The 21,813-nt window shown below is 38.4% G+C and carries 21 protein-coding genes and 3 pseudogenes; 8 read left to right on the top strand and 16 right to left on the bottom strand.

The features are described from left to right. Positions 1 to 2: 2 nt before the first annotated feature. The 9 genes from fusA to AACL31_RS05420 form a co-directional block, all read right to left on the bottom strand. A complete protein-coding gene (gene fusA / locus AACL31_RS05460) occupies positions 3 to 2,114 on the bottom strand; it encodes an elongation factor G (RefSeq protein WP_310512959.1) in 2,112 nt (703 codons plus the stop codon). A 76-nt stretch (positions 2,115 to 2,190) separates the two neighbouring features. After that, positions 2,191 to 2,661, bottom strand: a complete 471-nt coding sequence (gene rpsG / locus AACL31_RS05455; RefSeq protein WP_026822991.1) for a 30S ribosomal protein S7 — start codon at positions 2,659 to 2,661, stop codon at positions 2,191 to 2,193. A 98-nt stretch (positions 2,662 to 2,759) separates the two neighbouring features. Further along, positions 2,760 to 3,134, bottom strand: coding sequence for a 30S ribosomal protein S12 (gene rpsL, locus AACL31_RS05450; protein ID WP_310512960.1), 375 nt, complete (start codon positions 3,132 to 3,134; stop codon positions 2,760 to 2,762). A gap of 130 nt (positions 3,135 to 3,264) precedes the next feature. Further along, the gene (gene tusB / locus AACL31_RS05445) at positions 3,265 to 3,570 is read right to left on the bottom strand and encodes a sulfurtransferase complex subunit TusB (RefSeq protein ID WP_310512958.1); all 306 of its coding nucleotides are present in this window, start codon (positions 3,568 to 3,570) and stop codon (positions 3,265 to 3,267) included. A gap of 17 nt (positions 3,571 to 3,587) precedes the next feature. Continuing rightward, positions 3,588 to 3,947 (bottom strand): sulfurtransferase complex subunit TusC, encoded by a 360-nt coding sequence (gene tusC / locus AACL31_RS05440; RefSeq protein ID WP_310512957.1) that lies wholly within the window; start codon positions 3,945 to 3,947, stop codon positions 3,588 to 3,590. Positions 3,948 to 3,954: 7 nt separating this feature from the next. After that, complete coding sequence (gene tusD / locus AACL31_RS05435; protein ID WP_310512956.1) at positions 3,955 to 4,368, bottom strand: sulfurtransferase complex subunit TusD; 414 nt, start codon at positions 4,366 to 4,368, stop codon at positions 3,955 to 3,957. A 4-nt stretch (positions 4,369 to 4,372) separates the two neighbouring features. Then, positions 4,373 to 5,077: a helix-turn-helix transcriptional regulator gene (locus AACL31_RS05430; RefSeq protein WP_032116377.1), complete on the bottom strand. Its 705-nt coding sequence runs from the start codon at positions 5,075 to 5,077 to the stop codon at positions 4,373 to 4,375. Positions 5,078 to 5,536: 459 nt separating this feature from the next. Then, the gene (fkpA, locus tag AACL31_RS05425; RefSeq protein WP_310512955.1) at positions 5,537 to 6,274 is read right to left on the bottom strand and encodes an FKBP-type peptidyl-prolyl cis-trans isomerase; all 738 of its coding nucleotides are present in this window, start codon (positions 6,272 to 6,274) and stop codon (positions 5,537 to 5,539) included. Positions 6,275 to 6,652: 378 nt separating this feature from the next. After that, on the bottom strand, positions 6,653 to 7,858 hold the full coding sequence (locus tag AACL31_RS05420; RefSeq protein WP_339053442.1) for an IS91 family transposase: 1,206 nt from the start codon (positions 7,856 to 7,858) through the stop codon (positions 6,653 to 6,655). Positions 7,859 to 7,945: 87 nt separating this feature from the next. Here AACL31_RS05420 and AACL31_RS05415 point away from each other — a divergent pair, with 87 nt between their 5' ends. After that, positions 7,946 to 8,167: a SlyX family protein gene (locus AACL31_RS05415; protein WP_032116376.1), complete on the top strand. Its 222-nt coding sequence runs from the start codon at positions 7,946 to 7,948 to the stop codon at positions 8,165 to 8,167. Positions 8,168 to 8,235: 68 nt separating this feature from the next. On the opposite strand, the gene slyD is transcribed toward AACL31_RS05415, so the two are convergent. From slyD to kefG, 4 genes and pseudogenes are all read right to left on the bottom strand, one after another. Next, positions 8,236 to 8,796: a peptidylprolyl isomerase gene (slyD, locus tag AACL31_RS05410; RefSeq protein ID WP_310512283.1), complete on the bottom strand. Its 561-nt coding sequence runs from the start codon at positions 8,794 to 8,796 to the stop codon at positions 8,236 to 8,238. Between the two features lie 89 nt (positions 8,797 to 8,885). After that, entirely contained in the window at positions 8,886 to 9,089 is a 204-nt protein-coding gene (locus tag AACL31_RS05405) for a YheV family putative zinc ribbon protein (RefSeq protein WP_310512284.1), read from the bottom strand. Positions 9,090 to 9,115: 26 nt separating this feature from the next. Continuing rightward, a pseudogene (gene kefB / locus AACL31_RS05400) lies at positions 9,116 to 10,916 on the bottom strand (glutathione-regulated potassium-efflux system protein KefB). Between the two features lie 2 nt (positions 10,917 to 10,918). Further along, positions 10,919 to 11,467: a glutathione-regulated potassium-efflux system ancillary protein KefG gene (kefG, locus tag AACL31_RS05395; protein WP_310512285.1), complete on the bottom strand. Its 549-nt coding sequence runs from the start codon at positions 11,465 to 11,467 to the stop codon at positions 10,919 to 10,921. Positions 11,468 to 11,583: 116 nt separating this feature from the next. Here kefG and AACL31_RS05390 point away from each other — a divergent pair, with 116 nt between their 5' ends. Next, on the top strand, positions 11,584 to 13,518 hold the full coding sequence (locus AACL31_RS05390) for an ABC transporter ATP-binding protein (protein ID WP_310512286.1): 1,935 nt from the start codon (positions 11,584 to 11,586) through the stop codon (positions 13,516 to 13,518). 98 nt (positions 13,519 to 13,616) lie between these two features. Here the strand turns inward: AACL31_RS05390 and AACL31_RS05385 are convergent, their stop codons facing one another. Next, positions 13,617 to 14,480: an SIS domain-containing protein gene (locus AACL31_RS05385; protein ID WP_032116432.1), complete on the bottom strand. Its 864-nt coding sequence runs from the start codon at positions 14,478 to 14,480 to the stop codon at positions 13,617 to 13,619. A 255-nt stretch (positions 14,481 to 14,735) separates the two neighbouring features. Between AACL31_RS05385 and murQ the strand changes: the two are divergent. Both murQ and murP read left to right on the top strand, forming a co-directional pair. Then, a pseudogene (gene murQ / locus AACL31_RS05380) lies at positions 14,736 to 15,647 on the top strand (N-acetylmuramic acid 6-phosphate etherase). 24 nt (positions 15,648 to 15,671) lie between these two features. Beyond that, positions 15,672 to 17,134, top strand: a pseudogene (murP, locus tag AACL31_RS05375) (PTS N-acetylmuramic acid transporter subunit IIBC). A gap of 31 nt (positions 17,135 to 17,165) precedes the next feature. Here murP and AACL31_RS05370 read toward each other — a convergent pair. Next, positions 17,166 to 17,768: a LysE family translocator gene (locus AACL31_RS05370; protein WP_310512287.1), complete on the bottom strand. Its 603-nt coding sequence runs from the start codon at positions 17,766 to 17,768 to the stop codon at positions 17,166 to 17,168. 100 nt (positions 17,769 to 17,868) lie between these two features. Here AACL31_RS05370 and AACL31_RS05365 point away from each other — a divergent pair, with 100 nt between their 5' ends. The 4 genes from AACL31_RS05365 (at position 17,869) to crp (ending at position 21,217) form a co-directional block, all read left to right on the top strand. Next, positions 17,869 to 18,843, top strand: coding sequence for a hydrolase (locus AACL31_RS05365; protein WP_310512288.1), 975 nt, complete (start codon positions 17,869 to 17,871; stop codon positions 18,841 to 18,843). Between the two features lie 3 nt (positions 18,844 to 18,846). After that, positions 18,847 to 19,065 (top strand): YheU family protein, encoded by a 219-nt coding sequence (locus tag AACL31_RS05360; protein ID WP_032116090.1) that lies wholly within the window; start codon positions 18,847 to 18,849, stop codon positions 19,063 to 19,065. Between the two features lie 99 nt (positions 19,066 to 19,164). Then, on the top strand, positions 19,165 to 20,034 hold the full coding sequence (locus tag AACL31_RS05355) for a phosphoribulokinase (protein WP_310512289.1): 870 nt from the start codon (positions 19,165 to 19,167) through the stop codon (positions 20,032 to 20,034). Between the two features lie 550 nt (positions 20,035 to 20,584). Beyond that, on the top strand, positions 20,585 to 21,217 hold the full coding sequence (gene crp, locus AACL31_RS05350) for a cAMP-activated global transcriptional regulator CRP (RefSeq protein WP_032116089.1): 633 nt from the start codon (positions 20,585 to 20,587) through the stop codon (positions 21,215 to 21,217). Positions 21,218 to 21,429: 212 nt separating this feature from the next. Here the strand turns inward: crp and AACL31_RS05345 are convergent, their stop codons facing one another. Then, positions 21,430 to 21,786, bottom strand: a complete 357-nt coding sequence (locus AACL31_RS05345; RefSeq protein ID WP_310512290.1) for a DUF488 domain-containing protein — start codon at positions 21,784 to 21,786, stop codon at positions 21,430 to 21,432. Positions 21,787 to 21,813: the final 27 nt, after the last annotated feature.

The following is a 21,813-nucleotide window of genomic DNA, read 5'->3' as shown; positions in this document are numbered from 1 at the left end:
AATTACTTAGCTTTACGAGCTTCAATAATTGCTTGAGCAACATTGGTTGGTGCTTCACTGTACTTCAAAAATTCCATTGAGTAAGAAGCACGACCTTGAGTTTGTGAACGCAGATCTGTGGCATAACCAAACATTTCTGATAATGGTACTTGAGCACGAACTGTCTTACCAGTTGCTGTATCTTCCATACCTTCAATCATACCACGACGACGGTTCAGGTCACCAATTACGTCACCCATATAGTCTTCAGGCGTTTCAACTTCAACTTTCATGATTGGCTCCAGCAAAACTGGACCTGCTTTCATGAAACCTTCTTTGAAAGCCATAGAACCTGCAATTTTGAATGCCATTTCCGAGGAATCAACCTCATGATAGGAACCATCATACAATGCCACTTTGACATCAACAATGGGGTAGCCCGCCAGAACACCATTTTTCATCTGTTCTTGAACGCCTTTATCCACCGCAGGTATGTACTCTTTAGGTACAACGCCACCAACGATTTCGTTGTGGAATTCATAACCAATTTCATGGCCTGCTTCCAAAGGTTCAACGCGTATCCATACATGACCAAATTGACCACGACCACCAGACTGACGAACAAACTTACCTTCCTGCTCAACAGACTTACGAATAGTCTCACGGTATGCTACTTGTGGTTTACCAACGTTCGCTTCAACTTTAAATTCACGACGCATACGGTCAACCAATACTTCCAGATGCAACTCACCCATACCAGCAATAATTGTCTGACCAGACTCTTCATCTGTTGACACGCGGAAGGATGGATCTTCTTGAGCCAAACGACCTAAAGCAATACCCATTTTTTCTTGGTCAGCTTTAGTTTTAGGTTCAATAGCAACCGAGATAACAGGCTGTGGAAATTCCATACGCTCCAAAATAATTGGCGCATCCATAGCACATAGCGTATCACCGGTAGTCACATCTTTGAGGCCGATAGCGGCAGCAATGTCACCCGCTCGGACTTCTTTAATTTCTTCACGTTTATTAGCATGCATCTGAACGATACGACCAAAACGCTCTTTTTTATCTTTAACTGGGTTAAGAACGGTATCCCCTGAATTAACTACACCAGAGTAAACTCGGAAGAAAGTCAAATGACCAACAAATGGGTCAGTTGCAATTTTGAATGCCAATGCTGAAAAAGGCTCATCATCACTTGCATGGCGTTCTGCTGGTGTATTTTTACCATCGGTTAAAACACCATTAATTGCCGGAATATCAGTAGGTGCGGGTAAATATTCAATAACCGCATCCAGCATTGCTTGTACACCTTTATTTTTAAAGGCTGAACCGCACGTAACCAAAATAATTTCATTATTCAATACGCGCTTACGCAATGCTTGTTTGATCTCTTCTTCAGACAGCTCTTCGCCACCAAAATATTTTTCCATCAATTCATCTGATGCTTCAGCCGCAGCTTCAATCAGCTTACCATGCCACTCTTCAGCTTGAGCTTGTAAGTTTGCTGGAATATCTTCATAAACGAAAGTGACGCCTTGATCACTATCATTCCACTGGATTGCTTTCATTTTAACTAAATCGATGACACCAGTGAATGACTCTTCAGCGCCAATAGGTAACTGAAGTGGAACTGGTATTGCTGCCAGACGTGACTCAATCTGTTCAACAACACGCAAGAAGTTAGCACCCATGCGATCCATTTTATTAACAAATGCGATACGGGGTACTTGATACTTATTTGCCTGACGCCAAACTGTTTCAGATTGTGGTTGAACACCACCAACTGCACAATAAACCATTACCGCACCATCAAGAACACGCATAGAACGTTCTACTTCAATAGTGAAGTCAACGTGTCCTGGCGTGTCAATGATGTTGATACGGTGTTCGTCAAACTGTTTACCCATACCAGACCAGAAAGCAGTAGTTGCAGCTGAAGTGATAGTAATACCACGCTCTTGCTCCTGCTCCATCCAGTCCATCGTTGCTGCGCCATCATGAACTTCACCAATTTTATGGCTCACGCCAGTATAAAATAGGATACGTTCAGTTGTTGTGGTCTTACCAGCATCAATATGGGCACTAATACCGATGTTGCGATAACGCGTAATGGGAGTTTTACGAGCCATTTTTTCCTCTCTCGTGACCGTTCAATTCGTACCAGGGTAACACCATGTTACCCTTACGAAACATAACTAGCGAATGCTACCAACGATAGTGTGCAAACGCCTTGTTAGCTTCTGCCATACGATGAACATCTTCACGTTTTTTAACAGCAGTGCCTTTATTTTCAGCCGCATCAGATAATTCGTTTGCTAAGCGCAAAGCCATCGATTTATCACCGCGTTTACGAGCAGCTTCAACAATCCAACGCATTGCTAATGCATTACGACGGACAGGACGAACTTCAACAGGAACCTGGTAAGTTGAACCACCAACACGGCGTGATTTAACTTCCACTGTTGGACGAACATTGTCCAGAGCTATTTCAAAGGCTTCTAAATGATCTTTTCCAGCACGTTGAGCCAGGGCCTCAAGCGCACTATATACAATTGCTTCTGCAGTAGATTTTTTACCATCTACCATCAAAATATTAATAAATTTAGCCAATAATTCTGATCCAAACTTTGGATCTGGTAGAATTTTACGTTGACCAATTACACGACGACGTGGCATGGATATACTCCGTTTTTAAATTCAGGGTTGTCCAAAACTCTATGAGTTTATTTTGACATTAAAAAATTAAATGTTTGGCCTTACTTAACGGAGAACCATTAAGCCTTCGGCCTCTTAGCGCCGTATTTAGAACGACCTTGTTTGCGATCTTTTACACCAGAACAGTCCAGTGCACCGCGGACAGTGTGATAACGCACACCGGGTAAGTCTTTAACACGACCACCACGAATCAAGATTACTGAGTGTTCCTGCAAGTTATGGCCTTCACCACCAATGTAAGAAGACACTTCATAACCATTAGTTAAACGAACACGGCATACTTTACGCAATGCTGAGTTAGGTTTTTTAGGGGTAGTAGTATATACGCGAGTACATACACCACGTTTTTGCGGGCAAGCTTCCAGTGCAGGAACGTTGCTTTTCACAACTTTCGAGCTACGTGGTTTGCGAACCAGCTGATTAATTGTTGACATTAAAAAAGCTCCTGGTTTTTGCTTCGTAAACACGGATATTTTCCTCGCTTATCGCCAAGATAAAACACGAGGACGCGAAATTTTATTGCTGACAGAGGCAGGTGTCAAGAAATATACAAAGGATCATCCATTACCAAGCAAAATATTGTGGATGTTTTACCGTTAATTGCACAAAATCAACATAAGATATCTGACGGACATAAGATGACATATATGGCATTAATCCTATTGCTTCTACATCATTTTGTAAAGCAAAAACTTGAATCCCTTTATCTTTTAATTGCATTAAAAAATTATTATCTTTATTACCCGATGAGATTTTATGTCCCAGCAAAACCCCATCCTGTAATAATAATACCTCATCCTGCTCCGTTAATAAGCTAATGAGTGAATCAAAGTCACTATAATAAGGGGAAGTAGAAATGGTATATAGCATGTTAGTCTTCTGTTTAACTAGAAAGTCAGAATTACATCATAATCTGCTAAGTTACGTCTAAGCCTGTCAGCAGGAATAACTGTTGCCGGTAGGATAAAGCTACTGTCAGCAGAGAATCCCCTTGCTTCAAGATCTTCCTGACAAATATAACAAGCATTAATATCATATAATGGCAGTAATTTATAGGTTGAAATGTAATCACGCGCCAGGATTTTGCTCGGATTTTGTTTGACCAGTAATTGGCAAACACCATCAGAAATAAAGAAAACACCAATCTTTTCAGTTAATGCAGAAGCGGCGAGCAAAGCATCTAATCCTTCACGACCACTTGAAGTTCCATGAGGTATTTTCATAAATACAAATGCTATTTTTTTCATATTTATCTCAAAATTGAACTGTGCGATCACAGACAAGCATGGCCTCAGCCAAACTACCTAACCCGCTCAATACAAAATCTTCATCCAGATTAGCACCGGGTAAGTGACTATTTTTGGCTTCAGTTTCATCAATAATACCCCGTCGCAATGCAGCAGCAACGCAGACATTCAATTGACATCCTGTCTGCTGTGCTAATGTTTTCCATCCTATAAGTAAATTAAGTTCATCACTAGCTGGTGAAATTAAGTGATTACCGTTATAAACACCTTCTTGATAGAAAAAAACGGTTTTTAGTATATGTCCTTCCATAACCAAAGCATTCGCGAATTGCCAAGCATTAGTGGCCTGCTGAGTTCCATAAGCAGGCTCTGTCACTAATAGGCAATAAGTCAAAGGCTTATTTAAAGTAGAAGCCCCCATTTATTTACTCACCACTTTTAAACTGCCGTATATAGAGATAAACAGTGTGCTTAGAAATATTCAAACGATCAGCAACCTGATTAATCGCATCTTTAATATCAAAAATTCCTTTTTCATATAAATTGAGCACGACTTGTCTGTTTTTCATATTATTTGGCACATTCCGATCAGCATTAACTTCTTCTATGGTAAATTCCAATGCCTGAGCAACAAGATCATCAACACAAGAGGCAAAATTAACGTTGGAAGCAACTTCATGGTTTTTTTCCGGCACAAATGTTTTGACTATCTCAGAAAATGGCATATCTAAATTCATATTAATACAAAGTAAACCAATAACTCGCCGTTTGGGATTACGGATAGCAATAGTGACTGATTTCATTAAGGCGCCACTTTTTGCGCGCGTAAAATAAGCTTTCGATACACTGGAATCAATATCGGTCATATCATGTAGCATACGTAAAGCTAAATCGGTAATTGGTGAACCAATCTTACGGCCTGTATGTTCACCATTAGCTATTCTGACCGCTGAACATTTTAAATCTTCAAGTGAATGAAGAACAATTTCACAATGCCCACCAATTAACATAGCCAAACCGTCAACCATCGATTCATAAGATGTCAAAATCGCGTAATCAACACCATCAAACGGTTGATCATCCAGTAAATCATTATCACAGCTATCATTAGAATATAATAGGTTAGACATTCAGACTCCATCCTCTACATATTGACGAAACTTTATTAAACGATTATGTGAGTAAACACCGATCTTATTATTAATGTGCAATTTATTTAGCAATCATCAATACGCTAAACTTACGGTAAAAAGAATCTAAGACGTTAAAACCACAAAGACCGATCGTCAAGGGATCTCGTGTCAGACCTTTGGCCTGCCTCACAGGACATAAACAAAAAAGTAACTTAATCATTTAATTTAGACAAAAATCACAAAAAAACCTGCTAATAATACTTTAAGCAAATTGAATAATATTAACATTTATAAAAATACTTTAAATTATATTCGATGTATTTATTGATAATGCGCAATTTCTATTACCGCATTTATATTGCCACTCATCATAAATTAATATAAATAAATCTCGACTATCCTTGATATATAAGAAAGCCAAAGGCAGAGTTTAACTCTGCCTCTTTTGTCTCTCAATTATTTCTTAGTCGGTTTGATATCTAATAACTCAACATTAAAGATCAAAGTTGAATTTGCTGGAATTGCCGCTGCTGCAGATTTTCCGTAACCTAATTCTGGTGGAATAATAAGTTGAATTTTGCCGCCTTTTTTCAATTGTTGCAAACCTTCGGTCCAACCAGGGATCACTGAATCAAGCGCAATTGTTAACGGTTCATTACGCTTATAAGAACTGTCAAATACTGAGCCATCAATTAAACGACCTTCGTAATTTACCACGACAGTATCTTTATCTGTTGGTTTTGCTCCTTGGCCTGGTTTTTCAATTTTATAAATTAATCCACTTTTTGTTTTTACTGCACTTTTCTCTTCTTTAAGATATTTAGCTCGATAATCATCACCCAATTTATCATTCTTTTTACTCTCTTCTTCCATTTTTAGCTGGGCTGCAGTTTGTATTCTTTTTTGAAGTGCTTTTAAGGTTGTTTCTATTTCTTGATCATTAAGTTTACTTTTATTAATAAACGCATCCTGTACGCCAGCTAAAAGCTGTTGCCTATCAAGATTAATACCGATAGATTTTTGCTGCATTAAAGAATTATCCATGTAACGACCCAGCGAAGCCCCTAATGCATAAGCGCTATGCTGATCTTCATTATCAAATTTCTTATTTGCATCAGCAGCGAATACTTGCGAGGTATTTAGCAACATAGACAAAGACGTCACTAAAAGAGTTGTTTTAAATAATGATTTCATTCAATTCTCCAATTATGTTTATTATTCCTAATCAGTCATAGTAAAGTGTGTTAGCTAATCAACTGCGAGATAATACAATAAGTTAAGGGATTAAATATAGTTAAACCAGGCCAATAAAAAGAAGTTACCAGGTAAATCATAATAGAAAAAACTTCTCTAAGGCTTTATCAGTAGGCATTATATCGAATATCCAATCTATGTATTTCACTCCCGACAGGAGGTTCATGGTTAGGAAATTGAATGTTAATTATTTCTTTTTTTCTGACCTTAATTGCTGATACGGATGACCGATCTCTAGTTTCACCATCAAGTAGTCGCCTGGCTTTTCGTCAACCAGAGGTTTTTTTATACAATAAATTGAATTTAGTTAGATCTTCCCTACGCGGTTTTCCGTAACCATCGCGCCTTTTTGACTATCTTACGGCGCATTTCCAGTAATACTTCTGCTCTGATACCCACCTGTACGCTGTTAAAAATCATCCGGCTCCCACATAATATGCATTGATACGGATCCACATTCGTAAAGTGTTTCATCAGCGACGCAAAGCCCGGTTTATGCGGTTTTTTCTTCACCTGCATACCCAGTGCCGCATAGACTTTCGGCAGCAAAATACCCCGTTTCCGGTTGGCCAGAAAGCCGTAATACCGCACCATCTTAAAATGCTGTGACGGGATATGGCTGATGTAGCGCAACAACATTGCTTCCTGGCTCAGATATTGGGTGCGGTGCTTTCCCGTCCGGTGATCATAGTAATGATGGACAACAGTGCCGCCGTTATAATGACGCAGTTTTGAGGCTGCAACCGGCGGGCGTTTCAGGTAACGGCCAAGATAATTGACATTTTGTCGGGCATGTTTGGTTTTTTTCGCAAAGTGAATTTTCCAGCGCCGCTGGTACTGTGATTCCAGAAACTGACACCATTCCCGGTAGTCGCGGATATGCACATAGCCGGCAGCAGGTAAATTCAGCCCGCCGTAATTCTCTCGAAGTAACGCGATGACAGCCCGGCGCCAGTACCGCTCTACTACTTTCTTTTTGAAGAAAACCGGTCGCCAGACGTCGTGTTTGCGGCATAATCCGCCGCGGGTCACCGATAAATGGATATGCGGGTGTTGGTTAAGCTGACGCCCGTAAGTATGTAGGGCGACAAACAACCCGATTTCGATATTGAGTTTTTCTGCCCATTTCAGCAGGGTTCGAGCGGCACAGGCAAACAACTGATTCAGTAATGGCCAGTTGTGATTAAATGCCGGCCAGAGTTTATCAGGCATAGTGAAAGTGATGTGCTGCCATTCGCAGTCTGGCAAAATGTGTTGCTGCTCGGCTATCCACTGTTCGGTGGCTTTCATCCCGCAGGCGCTGCAGCCTTTGCTTTTGCAGCTCTGACAGAAATATTTGGTGTGCGGGCAGTCAGGGGAGTCGCAGCAATAACGACGGATACCCATAGCACCGGTGCCACAGGCGAGCATCCGTTCGACGACCAGTTTAGTCCATTCGGGAACGGAAGAGCCGTATTTCATGAGTAACCGGTTCCAGCCGTCATCTATCTGGAAGAGAAGTTTTGCGGGTCGGGGAATATACATACACCGGATTATAACGGGAGGCGGTTACTAAGGACAGCCATTTACTTACAGCGTCTTAGCTCCCGACGCAGGCGGGCTACTGTCCAAGTGGATTTACTTAAAAAATATGAAGAAAGATTAGAAGATTTGGAAAGTAAATTATCTTTTCAAGAGATCACCATTGAAGCGCTTAATCAAGTGGTTGTCGAACAACAACTTGAAATGGTTAAATTAAAAGAACATATGCAACTGGTTACTGAACGATTAAAAGCCACACAATCATCACCATTAGCGCCAATTAATGAAGAAACTCCACCACCACACTATTAAGCAATCAAAAAATCAGCGAGCCTATTTTCTCGCTGATTTATTTCAGTCTAGGTGATTATTATGCCAACTTAATGACAACCACAACCACAACCACCATGTCCATGAGAACACCCTTTATCACCATGATGCTCACCATTACAGCAACCACCCTCATGACCATCCTCACTATGAACATGGCCGTGCGCTAATTCTTCTTCAGTAGCTTCCCGGATCGCGATAATTTTAACATTAAATTTTAAATTCTGACCAGCTAACATGTGATTACCATCAACGATAACCTCATCACCTTCAATACCGGTAATTTCTACCGGTATTGAGCCCATATCGGTATCAGCTAAGAAACGCATACCAACTTGTAACTCATCAACACCAACAAAAACATCTTTTGGTACACGTTGAACTAAATTCTCATCATATTGACCATAAGCGTCATCAGCTTGGATCTCAATATCGAAATGTTCACCAACACTGCGTCCTTCGAGTGCCTTTTCTAAACCTGAAATCAAAGAACCACGACCATGCAAATAATCAAGTGGCGCAGTGTCCAACGACTCATCAACTAATACATCATCTTCTGTTCTCACTTTATAAGCCAGGCTCACCACTAAATCTTTCGCTACTTTTTTCATTACATCTCCTACAACGTCGTGGATAAAAAATTTTTCCGATTGTACAAAAAAAAGTACAGCTGTATTGAAACTTATAAAAAACATTATTTTTATTTCAAAGTAAAAATTTCTATTTGCAAATTTTTATCTTTGATATGACTATCAGATCCATCTACCGTCTGAGATTGCCTATAGTGACACTTTTTACATTCAAGGTAATCAAATGCATTTTTTTGCCAAACCATCAGCGTATCTTGAGATTGGCACTTAGGACAAACAGCGCCAGCAATGAATCTTTTACGTATTACAGACATTCACTTTCTCGCTAATTAATCTTATGTTAATCCCAACTTTTTGGTTGTCCACGCTCTTGCGTTATTTCTATTTCAAACAATTCTTCAAGCTCTCTACGCGCTTCTTTGATTCGAGTCGCTTGGCCAATCTCACCCTCACCGGCTTTAGGCGAATTTTCTTTAAATATTTTAACATCTAGTCGACGAAAATGCTGTTTTGCTCGGTGAGCCTGATGGGGATGTATACCTAGATTTATCAATGTCCTTTCGCCCATCTCAAGCGCACTGACAAATGTCTCTCGACAAAAATCGGCCACACCATTTTCTCGTAATTGATGCGCTTCAAAACGTCCTCGAGCTCTTGCTATGATATGAAGATTGGGAAAATTAGCCTGACATAAATGAACTATCCCCATCACTTCTTCCGGATTATCGCTGGTAATAACAATCACGCTGGCTTTCGCCGCTCCGGCCGATCGCAGTAATTGCAAATCTTGCGCATCGCCATAATAAACTTTATAGCCATAGCGTCGCATCGTATTAATTGCACTGACATTTTGCTCTAATACCGTAATACGAATTTTATTGGCCATTAATAAACGACCAACAACTTGGCCAACACGTCCAAACCCTACCAAAATAACTTGTGGATCGGTATCCTCAACAAAAGGTTTTTCAATCGGCTCATTACGCACATTGTACCAGTGAGTCAGTAATTTGCTGATTAGCTGCATCATCGGTGGCGTTGTCATCATAGATAAAGTAACGATAACTAATAACAACGACATTTGCTCGTTACTCATTACTTTCACATTAATAGTGGTCGAAAAGATAATAAATGCAAATTCACCAGCCTGACTCAATACGCCAGCAAACAGTAGGCGTGAAGAACGACGCACCCGCGCTAGCTAACCTAAAATATAGAGAATAGCAAATTTTAATATTACCAGGATCACAACACCGAAGACTATTTCTAATAAATGTGACCAAAGGATGGCTAAATTAAGCGACATGCCAACAGAAATAAAAAATAAACCGAGTAGCAAACCTTTAAAAGGTTCTATCGTGATCTCCAGCTCATGACGAAATTCAGTATCAGCCAGTAGTACACCCGCCATAAATGTGCCCAACGCCATAGAAAAGCCGAGTTTTTCCATAAAAAAAGCCGCACCTAATACGACAAGCAACGAAGCGGCAGTAAATATTTCATGAATACCTGACTTAGCAACCAGATGAAATAATGGCCGTAATAAATAGCGCCCTCCTACCCATAAACCAACAAAGGCAACCACTTTTAGTCCAATTCGATACCAATCGCTATCAGCCGTTCCACTGGCAAGAAATGGAATAAGTGCCAATATCGGGATCACTGCCATATCTTGAAAAAGTAAGACAGAAAAACCCTAATCGCCCACTTTCTGTATTACTCATGTTCCTTTCATGCATAATCTGTAAGGCAATTGCCGTTGATGACATCGCTAAACCTAACCCACCAACTAGTGCTGCTTGCCAAGAAAAATGAATAATAATCAGTAAACCGGTAAATAGTGCGGCTGTTATGATCACCTGAGCGGTGCCAACAACAAAAATTGAACGCCTTAATGTCCATAATTTAACTGGATTAAGTCCCAAGCCAATTAAAAACATCAAAAAAACCACACCTAATTCAGCGAAATGCATAATTTCATCAACATTTCGGATAAACCCCAGCACAAATGGCCCAATGACAATACCAGTTAATAAATATCCTAATACCGCCCCTAGCCGAATTTTTTGGGCAATAGGTACCATAATGACACCCGCCAATAGGAATATCATAATAGAACGGAATGAACTAAATTCTTCCATAATTATAAACCTCCATGCTCTAAGGGTGATTTTAGCCAATCACGATAGGCTTTTGCACACTCCTGCATGTCTTCAAGCGACTGCCTTCTTGCCATATAGATAATCACCGGTGATAACCATTGCATTTCACACATTAAAGCGATAAGTTCAAAAGGACGTAACAATTCAGTTAACGGAAAACGGTTATAACCACCATATTGATAAGCTTCCTGAGGCTCTCCGGTAGTAATAACCGAACGCCAATATTTGCCTTTAAGTTGTTTACTTTGCTCACAAACAAAATTTCGCGTTAATACTCTATCAAACCACTCTTTCAAAAGAGATGGACAACTATAGGTATAAAGCGGATGCTGAAAAATGATAATTTCATGCTGACAAAGCAACTTCCGTTCATAACTGGCATTAATAAAATAGTCCGGATAAGTGCCATATAAATCATGGATCACAACATTGTCTAAATCCTGAACATATTCAATGAGCATCTTATTCGCCACAGATTCAGTAGGTTCAGGATGGGCATAGATAATGAGAATCTTGGGTGGTAGCGACATAATTAGCTCCTCAAAAGCGTGCCAGAAGCACAATTTTTAGTTAACATACACACCAAAGGCCATTTATATTCTTTAAAATTATAAATGATTTAATATATTATCAAGATACGGTTTATATGATTGTATTTTCTTCGCTACAAATGCGCTGTGGTATTCGGGTTTTACTAAACAGTGCAACAGCTTCTATCACACCAGGCCAAAAAGTGGGCTTAATTGGCAAAAATGGCTGTGGGAAATCGACTCTATTTTCGTTAATCAAAGGTGACATGCAACCTGAAGCAGGAAGCATTACTTTTCCAACAACTTGGGCTCTCGCTTGGGTCAATCAAGAAACACCTGCACTAAAAAAATCTGCCATTGAATATGTGATTGATGGCGATCACGAATACCGCAAATTAGAAAAACAACTACAACTAGCAAATGACAAAAATGATGGCCATGCTATTGCATTAATACATGGTCAACTGGATGCTATCAATGCTTGGAGTATTCGCGCTCGTGCTGCTAGTTTATTACATGGTTTAGGTTTTTCACCATTACAAATAGATGAACCTGTCAGCGCCTTTTCCGGCGGATGGCGGATGCGATTAAATCTGGCACAAGCTTTAATTTGTCGTTCTGATCTATTATTACTCGATGAACCAACTAACCATTTAGATTTAGACGCGGTTATTTGGTTAGAAAAATGGCTTAAAAATTATACTGGCACTCTGATCCTGATTTCCCATGATAGAGATTTTCTCGATCCTATCATTGACAAAGTGCTGCATATCGAACAAGAAAATTTATTCGAATATACAGGTAATTATACTTCCTTTGAGCAACAAAGAGCGACTAAACTGGCGCAACAACAAGCACTTTACGAAAACCAACAAGGAAAAGTTAACCATTTAAAAAAATATATTGATCGTTTTCGTTATAAAGCAACAAAAGCTAAACAGGCACAGAGTCGGATCAAAATGTTAGAGCGTATGGAACTGGTTGCCCCCGCCCACATTGATAACCCATTTCACTTTTCGTTTCGAGCACCAGATTGTTTACCTAATCCCCTGCTTAAAATGGAAAAAGTTAGCGCTGGCTACGGCGATAAAGTCATCTTAAAATCAATTAAACTCAATCTGGTTCCCGGCTCAAGAATTGGTTTACTCGGCCGTAACGGGGCAGGTAAATCAACCTTAATCAAGTTACTGGCTGGTGACCTATTACCCCAACAGGGGGAAATTTCCTTAGCGAAAGGCATTAAACTCGGTTATTTCGCACAACATCAATTAGATTATCTGCGCATGGATGAGTCGCCATTACAACATCTTTACCGCCTTGCTACGCAAGAAACTGAACAACATTTGCGCGACTATCTTGGTGGCTTTGGCTTTAAAGGCGACAAAGTAAATGAGCCATGTATACATTTTTCCGGCGGGGAAAAAGCGAGGTTAGTATTAGCCTTGATTGTCTGGCAACGGCCCAATCTTCTGCTGCTCGATGAGCCAACTAACCATCTAGATTTGGATATGCGACAGGCATTAACAGAAGCATTGATTGTATTTGATGGCGCCTTAATTGTTGTGTCCCATGATCGCCATTTACTGCGCTCAACAACAGATGAATTTTATTGCATTCATCAAGGTCAGGTTGAACCTTTTGCCGGTGATCTGGACGACTATCAAAAATGGTTAACCGAACAGAATAAACAACAGCACCAACAAATTCGTCAGGAACAGTTACAAGATAAGATGCTATCAGCTAACTTAACTGCCCAAGATCGTAAAGAACAAAAACGACGTGAGGCAAAATTCCGCCAACGCACGCAGCCAATCAGAAAACAGTTATCAATATTAGAACAAAAGATCACAAATCTATCTAATCAATTAGCTCAAATTGAACAAAAACTGGCTGATAGTGATATTTATAACCACAATCGTAAATCTGAACTCAATAATTACCTAAAACAGCAAACTGAAACAAAATCGACATTAGAGGAAACCGAAACCGAGTGGCTAGCACAGCAAGAAACTCTGGAAAATATGATAAAAGAGTTCGAATGTCAGGCATAATTCGATTCAAGACAGATTTTTTTAACAATATAATAAAACTTAACTAAGCGCAGCTGGCATTAATGAGGCTACGCTTAGCCTCATCGTGCCGTCAGTCACTATTCATCTAATTTGTTGATCATTAAACGGGCATTTATGATTAATGAACGGGCTTTTACCTCCCGTTTTTGTAATAGCGCCAGGAATAACAAATCGGTCAACGTATTTTGGGCGGCACGAGAAGAAATTGACGAACTTCGCCATTCATTTTCACCAGCGATACTTTCCAATACATAATCAGCTAACTGCACTAATGGTGTCTGTTGTTTATTACCAACAATGGCAATTACTTTCGCTCCCTGCTGCTTAGCTATTGCTGCCGCTTCACAAATATTTTTTCGCTTTCCACTAAATGAAATAGCAATCTGAATATCTTTTGCAGTAAGGGTTAGCGCTGTTGTTATTTGAACGTGGTGGTCTAAATCAACAAGAGTAGTAATACCTATTTTTTGCAATTTATAATAGAGATCTTTTGCCACTAATCCTGACCCACCAATGCCAACAATTTGTACTCTTTGGGCATGATTGACCAATGTGGCAACTTTGTTAAAAATCTGATAATTAATTCGCCGAGTTGTTTCGGTAACCGAATCAATTTTTTCTTGCGCCAGTTTCTGTGCAATAACCATCAAACTATCGTTACTGGCAATCTGATTATGAATAACTTTATGTGATTGCTCAGTAAGTACTTGCTTACGTCCTAACTCTTCACTAATAGCCAGTTTTAAAGCCGGAAATCCCTTGACACCAACTTTCTGGCTAAATTTAACAATTGCTGATTGACTGACACCTATTTGTTCCGCTATTTGTTGTGATGAAAGCAGTAATACCGCTTGTGGTTGTTCAAGAATAAAGGTGGCGATTTTCTGCTGATTTAACGCTAACTGAGGTAACAACCATGAAATTTTACTCAATATGGCCATACTATACTGAAGACTATTCATAATATTCGGATCACCAGATTAAAATAATTATGATAAATTATTCCTGTTTTATTATTTATTATTCTAATAAATTAATGGCTGATTAAACAATAAATTAGCTAACATAATATTATTTTCATTTTTCTCTTATTCCCTTGTCACCATGAAATAAGAATAGATCGCTTTGTGATCAATAACACATATAAAGAATAAATAATTCCTTAATATCTCCCCAAAATAACATAGAAACATTCGATGACATTAGATCTTAATAAAATGGTAACAGAAAGTCGCAACCCAGCTAGTAACAGTATAGATACATTATCAACCTTAGAAATGTTGAAAATCATTAACCAGGAAGATAAAAAAGTGCCGATTGCTGTTGAGCAGACACTAACTGAAATTGCGCTTGTTATTGACAAAGTTGCCTATGCTTTTCAACATAATGGTAGATTGTTTTACAGCGGTGCTGGCACTTCAGGCCGTTTAGGCATTTTAGATGCAAGTGAGTGTCCACCAACATATGGCAGCCCTTGTGACATGGTAATCGGCCTAATTGCTGGTGGACACCAAGCAATTCTTCAAGCGGTAGAAAACGCTGAAGATAATCCGCAGTTTGGGGCTGATGATCTTAAAGCTTTTAATTTCAATCAAAAAGATGTTTTAGTTGGTATCGCCGCAAGTGGCCGCACACCTTATGTAGTGGGCGCGATGAACTACGCTAAAACGACAGGCGCAACCGTTGCCTGCATTAGTTGTAATCCTAACAGTGAAATGGTCAACATAGCAGATATCGCAATAATACCGATTGTCGGCCCTGAAGTAATTACTGGCTCCTCACGAATGAAAGCCGGCACGGCACAAAAATTAGTCCTTAATATGATCACTACAGGTGCTATGATACGGATTGGAAAAGTATACGGTAACCTGATGGTAGATGTAGAAGCAACCAATGCTAAACTTATTGAACGTTAAAAGCATATTGTCATGGCTGCAACAGAGTGTGATCGAACAACAGCAGAACAAGCCCTTATTGCATGTAATAACCATTGTAAAACCGCTATCGTTATGATCCTTACCGGCTTAAATGCCCAACAAGCTAAACAAACACTAGCTGACAATGATGGTTTTATTCGAGCCGCCTTAAAACAACAAACTGGCTATTAATAATCGTTTTACAGGAAAAGTACCATGGCAAAAATAACTAATGAAATGTTAAGTCAGATACTGGTGGCTATTGGCGGCGCTAAAAATATTATTCAGCACGGCAACTGTATGACACGCTTACGCATAACGTTGCATGACATACAATTAGTTGACAAAAATCGCCTCAAACAAATTCCCGGTGTGTTAGGAATTATCGACAGTGATAAACAACTACAAATTGTATTAGGCCCAGGTAATGCTCAAACTGCTAGCGACATGATGAAACAATTATTAGCAGACAGCTCTGAGACAGAAACAATATTACCCACTAAGAATGATTTGCAAAAAATTGCCGCCGACAACAAAAAACAATTAAAAACTAAACAAACCAGTGGCGTTCATAAATTTTTATCCACTTTTGCCACTATCTTTACCCCACTCATACCGGGTTTTATTGCCGTTGGTTTATTACTTGGCTTTGCAACATTGGTCAAACAAATATACTATCCAGCCGGTCTGCCAACTGAGGCAACGCAACAGACTTTTCTTGTTCATTTAATACTTTATATGTCTGTCTTTAGCAAAGGCCTTTATGCTTTTCTAGGGATCTTGATTGGTTACAATACGCAAAAAGTTTTTGGTGGTTCAGGGATTAATGGTGCCATTATTGCGTCACTGTTTATTCTGGGCTACGATCCACACGCCACAACAGGCTTCTTCTCCAATATGAGTACCTTTTTCAATTACACCATTGATCCTCAAGGTAATATTATTGGTATTCTACTTGCTTGTATTTGTGGTGCCTGGATTGAACGACAAATCAGAAAAATTATTCCCGCCAATTTAGATATGATACTGACTTCCGCAATCACATTGCTGATTGTTGGCGCCATTACTTACACGATTATTATGCCAATAGGTAGCTATTTATTTATTGGTATGTCTTGGCTATTTATTCACTTAAATGGCAATCCATTTGGTACCGCTATATTAGCTGGTCTATTTTTGATCGCTGTTGTTTTTGGTGTACATCAAGGTTTTATTCCGGTTTATTTCGCTTTAATGGAAACACAAGGGTTTAATCCTCTTTTCCCGATCCTGGCTATGGCAGGTGGTGGTCAAATTGGTGCAACATTAGCGCTCTATATCAAAGCAGCCAAGAATTCTGGCTTACGTAATCAGATACGGGGGGCAATTATCCCGGGTTTATTAGGTATTGCTGAACCTTTAATCTATGGGGTAACTTTACCGCGCATTAAACCTTTTATAACCGCTTGTCTTGGCGGAGCCGCTGAGGGTTTTTTATCGGATTAGTTGCCTGGTTGGGTCAACCAATTGGCCTCAACTCGGTTTTCGGCCCATCCGGATTAATTGCTATTCCACTGATGAAATCTACAACCGGGATTTTTAGCGGTATACTTATCTATATTGCTGGCTTACTGATTTCCTATTTATTCGGTTTTATTTTTACCTATTTGTTCGCTAGTAAAAATGTCGATTTAAGTTAATGCAAAAAAGGGGCATCCCTTTTTTGCATCGCTATTGCAACCAAATAAAAGGGATACAAGCGAGTGTAAAAATACTCATTGTAATATTAAAAATAAACCAAGCATTACGCCCACGAAGCAGGATGCCGATTAAAGAACCAAAACCAACCCAGACAAAACCACCGATTAAATTGACAATCAACATAACAAAACTTATGATCAAAATCGAGTTAGCGTAGTTATCAGCAACACTATAACTACTAACCGCACCTAAGCCCATCATCCATGCTTTGGGATTCAGGAATTGTAATAAACTCCCTTGATACCATTTAATTGATTTAGCAACTTTGGACTCTGTATTAAGTTGCATATGGTGGGATGTAGCGAGTTTCCAAGCAAGCCATAATAAATATAAACTCCCAACAATTTTCATTATAATTTGTAGCACCGGCGAAAGCAGTAAAAGAACAGCAAGGCCAGCAGCAGAAATAAATAAAATACTCTGGATACCTAATATTACGCCGAACATTAAAGGTATTGAACGCCGCAAACCATACTGAGCACCTGATGACGTAAATAATAAATTATTTGGCCCAGGAGTAATCGCCACAATGAATAAAAAAGTAAATAACGCAAAAATCAGCCCATAACTCATTTAAGATCCTTTGATTAACTATTATTAATCTTTTTTTCATATTAAAAATAACAATATATTATCAGAATATATGTAGAATTAATTATTTAGATTTACAATTATGAGTAAAAATTTTCAACCAATAAATTGGGCTAAAAATCCTCATTTACAAACACTACTACCGCGTATTGTGAGGAAAAAGCCACAAATCAAACCGTTATGGCAACGCCTAGAATTACCTGATGGCGATTTTATTGATCTCGCTTGGAGTGAAGATCCTCAATCTGCGAAGCATAAACCTCGACTGATCATTTTTCATGGCTTAGAAGGCAGTTTTAGAAGCCCATATGCTCATGGCATGTTAGAAGCGACTAAAAGACGAGGATGGCTTGGTGTAATTATGCATTTTCGTGGCTGTAGTGGAGAACCGAATCGACAAAAACGCATTTATCATTCCGGTGAAATTACCGATGCCCGCTACTTCCTCAAATGGCAGAAAATGATTTACGGTCAAGTACCAATTGCCGCGGTTGGCTACTCACTTGGTGGTAATATGTTAGCTTGCTATTTAGCAGAAACCGGACAATATGCTGATGTTAATGCAGCAGTCATTGTTTCCGCCCCTTTAATGTTAGAGCCTTGTTCAATTCGTTTAGAAAAAGGGATTTCACAATTCTATGAGCGTTATTTACTAAACGGCCTTAAACGTAATGCAACACGCAAACTCATTCGCTACCCAGGTTCATTACCGCTTAATTTGCTACAACTAAAAAAGCTAAAACGGCTACGTGATTTTGATAATGTCATCACGGCGAAAATACACGGTTTTAAAGATGCAGCGGATTATTATCATCAATGTAGTGCTCTGCCTCGGTTACCGAATATCCGTGTGCCAACACTAATTATTCATGCAAAAGATGATCCTTTTATGGCGCCTGAAGTTGTACCGGATATCAACCAATTACCCGCTAATATTGAGTATCAAATGACAGAACATGGTGGTCACGTTGGGTTTGTTAGTGGCACATTAAAACAGCCTAAAATGTGGCTTGAGCAACGCATACCTGATTGGTTAACCCCACATCTGGAGCCGTAATTTATGATCATTCCATGGCAACAGCTAGCAGCAGATACTTTAAATAATTTGATTGAAAGCTTTGTGTTACGAGAAGGAACGGATTATGGTAAAGATGAGAAAACGCTGGAAGAAAAAGTTGAGGATATTAAGCAACAATTACGATTAGGAAGTGTTGTGCTTGTCTGGTCTGAATTACATGAAACGATAAATATTTTGCCAAAAACACAATTACATTCTTAAATAACTGTATACATCGCTATATAAAAAGAAATTTTACGTTATTGTAATTAATGTGTTAAAATATTGTGTTATCTGAATGCGTAATGGAAGCCACTTATTATGTCAGCTAATCATCCGATCATTGCAGTAACAGGCTCCAGTGGTGCGGGCACCAGCACCACCAGCCTTGCATTTCAAAAAATCTTTACTCAGTTAAAGCTTTCGGCAGCAACCATTGAAGGTGATAGCTTTCATCGTTATACTCGCCCTGAAATGGATGTTGCTATTCGTAAAGCTAAGGAACAGAGTCGTCATATTAGTTATTTTGGACCTGAATCCAATGATTTTGGTCTGCTTGAACAAAGTTTAATCGAGTATGGCGAAAAAGGGACAGGAAAACGCCGACGCTATTTGCACACCTACGATGAAGCCGTTCAACCTGGGACTTTTACACCATGGGAAGCATTACCTAAAAATACCAATATACTATTTTATGAAGGGTTACATGGTGGGGTTGTAACATCAAAATATAATGTGGCTAAACATGTAGATTTGTTAGTCGGTGTTGTGCCTATTGTTAATCTTGAATGGATCCAGAAACTAATTCGTGATACATCAGAACGGGGTCATTCAAGAGAAGCTGTGATGGATTCAGTTATCCGCTCAATGGGAGATTACATTAAATATATCACCCCACAATTTTCTCGCACCCATATCAACTTTCAACGTGTACCAACCGTTGATACCTCTAACCCCTTTGCCGCTAAAGCGATTCCTTCACCAGATGAAAGTTTTATAGTGATCCGATTTAATTGTCTGACCCAGATCGATTTTCCCTATCTTTTATCCATGCTACACAATTCATTTATTTCTTCAATGAACACATTGGTTGTTCCAGGTGGAAAACTAGGTTTAGCATTGGAGTTAATTATGACCCCATTAGTAAAAAAGCTTGTCACTAATAAAAAAATTATCCATAAAATAAGCTAACAACACAGCATTATATTTTTACTTATATCAATTTTTTATTCTTATAACCATTTTAAAGTTCAAACTATGCATAAAATTATCTTTTCCGTATATCATAATAATCGCGGTAATATTTTCTGGTTAATTATTTAATAACGTAATTATATTATAATGTTAATATTTATTTTTGCTATAATTTGATAACTTATGAAATAATATATTATTATTTCGGTTTAATTTTCAAATGTAATATTTACTTTGTCATACTTATTAATAAACACAATAAAACTAATCAACTTATTGCTAAAATATGGATTATTTGGTCTATACAACATGACTGAATCGAGACAGTAGAGACAGGATGCTTTTATTATGCTACAAAGCAAAAGCACATTTATAGTATGGTTAAGATCAATACCAAAAATTCCGAATCAATATACCCTATAGTTAATATTAACTTTTTCAAACTAAACAAGTTAGTATGCTATGTTAGAATTTTATAAGATAAGCCAGCCTTATGAAGATTGGTATTTTCATATTTAGGCTTCAATAACATTAGAGGATTAAGCGAATGGTTTTCGGCAAACCACACACAGACCCGACTCTTGAATGGTTTTTGTCACACTGCCATATTCACAAATATCCATCCAAAAGCACTCTTATTCATCAGGGCGAAAAAGCAGAAACACTTTATTATATTGTAAAAGGTTCTGTTGCTGTTTTGATTAAAGATGAAGAAGGAAAAGAGATGATCCTTTCCTATCTGAATCAGGGGGACTTTATTGGTGAGCTTGGATTATTTGAGGAAGGGCAAGAGCGAACAGCTTGGGTTAGAGCTAAAAGCGCCTGTGAAGTCGCTGAAATCTCTTATAAAAAATTTCGCCAATTAATACAGGTAAATCCAGATATTTTGATGCGATTATCAGCACAAATGGCTAAACGCTTACAAACAACGTCTGAAAAAGTCGGTAATCTAGCTTTTTTGGATGTTACAGGCCGTATTGCGCAAACATTATTAAATTTAGCAAAACAGCCTGACGCGATGACGCATCCAGATGGAATGCAAATCAAAATAACTCGCCAAGAGATAGGTCAAATAGTAGGATGCTCACGTGAAACAGTGGGACGTATCCTAAAAATGCTAGAAGATCAAAATCTGATTTCTGCTCACGGTAAAACCATTGTCGTTTACGGTACACGTTAATATTCTATAAACCAGTACCTACTTTTATGTAGTGTATTGGTTTTATAAACTTATTTATTGTTATTAATATACAATTAAATTATGAATATATAATTACAATAGTAATAAAAAATCGAATAGCTGAATAATGATACAACTTTAATATGATATTTGAAATTAAAAATAATCGAACTATCTATCATAAAATTTACTAGATAGTCAGAGTATAATAATCAAACCTTATTAAGTTTATTTTCCAAAAACGATTTTAATACTACCGCATTATTATGATCTTCGTCTTTGCTAGAAAAAAGAAGTATCAAACAGTCCGATTTTACTTTAAGCAATAAATGTTGCCAACTATCAGGATTATTTTCTAATTCTTCAAAATAAAGTCGCTTAAATTGAGTAAAATTTGCTGGATATTTATGAAACCATTTTCTTAAATCATTTAATGGAGCAACATTTTTATTCCATTCATCATAGCGAAGATCTTGTTTTTTAATACCTCTTGGCCATATCCTATCAACCAATACCCGATAGCCATTATTACTGGTTTTATCCGCATAAATACGTTTACAAATTATCATCTTTGTACCATTTTTTGATAATAAAAA

This window comes from Arsenophonus endosymbiont of Crataerina pallida (genome assembly GCF_964020125.1).
Classification (GTDB): Bacteria; Pseudomonadota; Gammaproteobacteria; order Enterobacterales; family Enterobacteriaceae; genus Arsenophonus; species Arsenophonus nilaparvatae.
The sequence above is the reverse complement of the archived record's forward strand: the minus strand, read 5'-3'. Positions and strand labels throughout refer to the sequence as shown.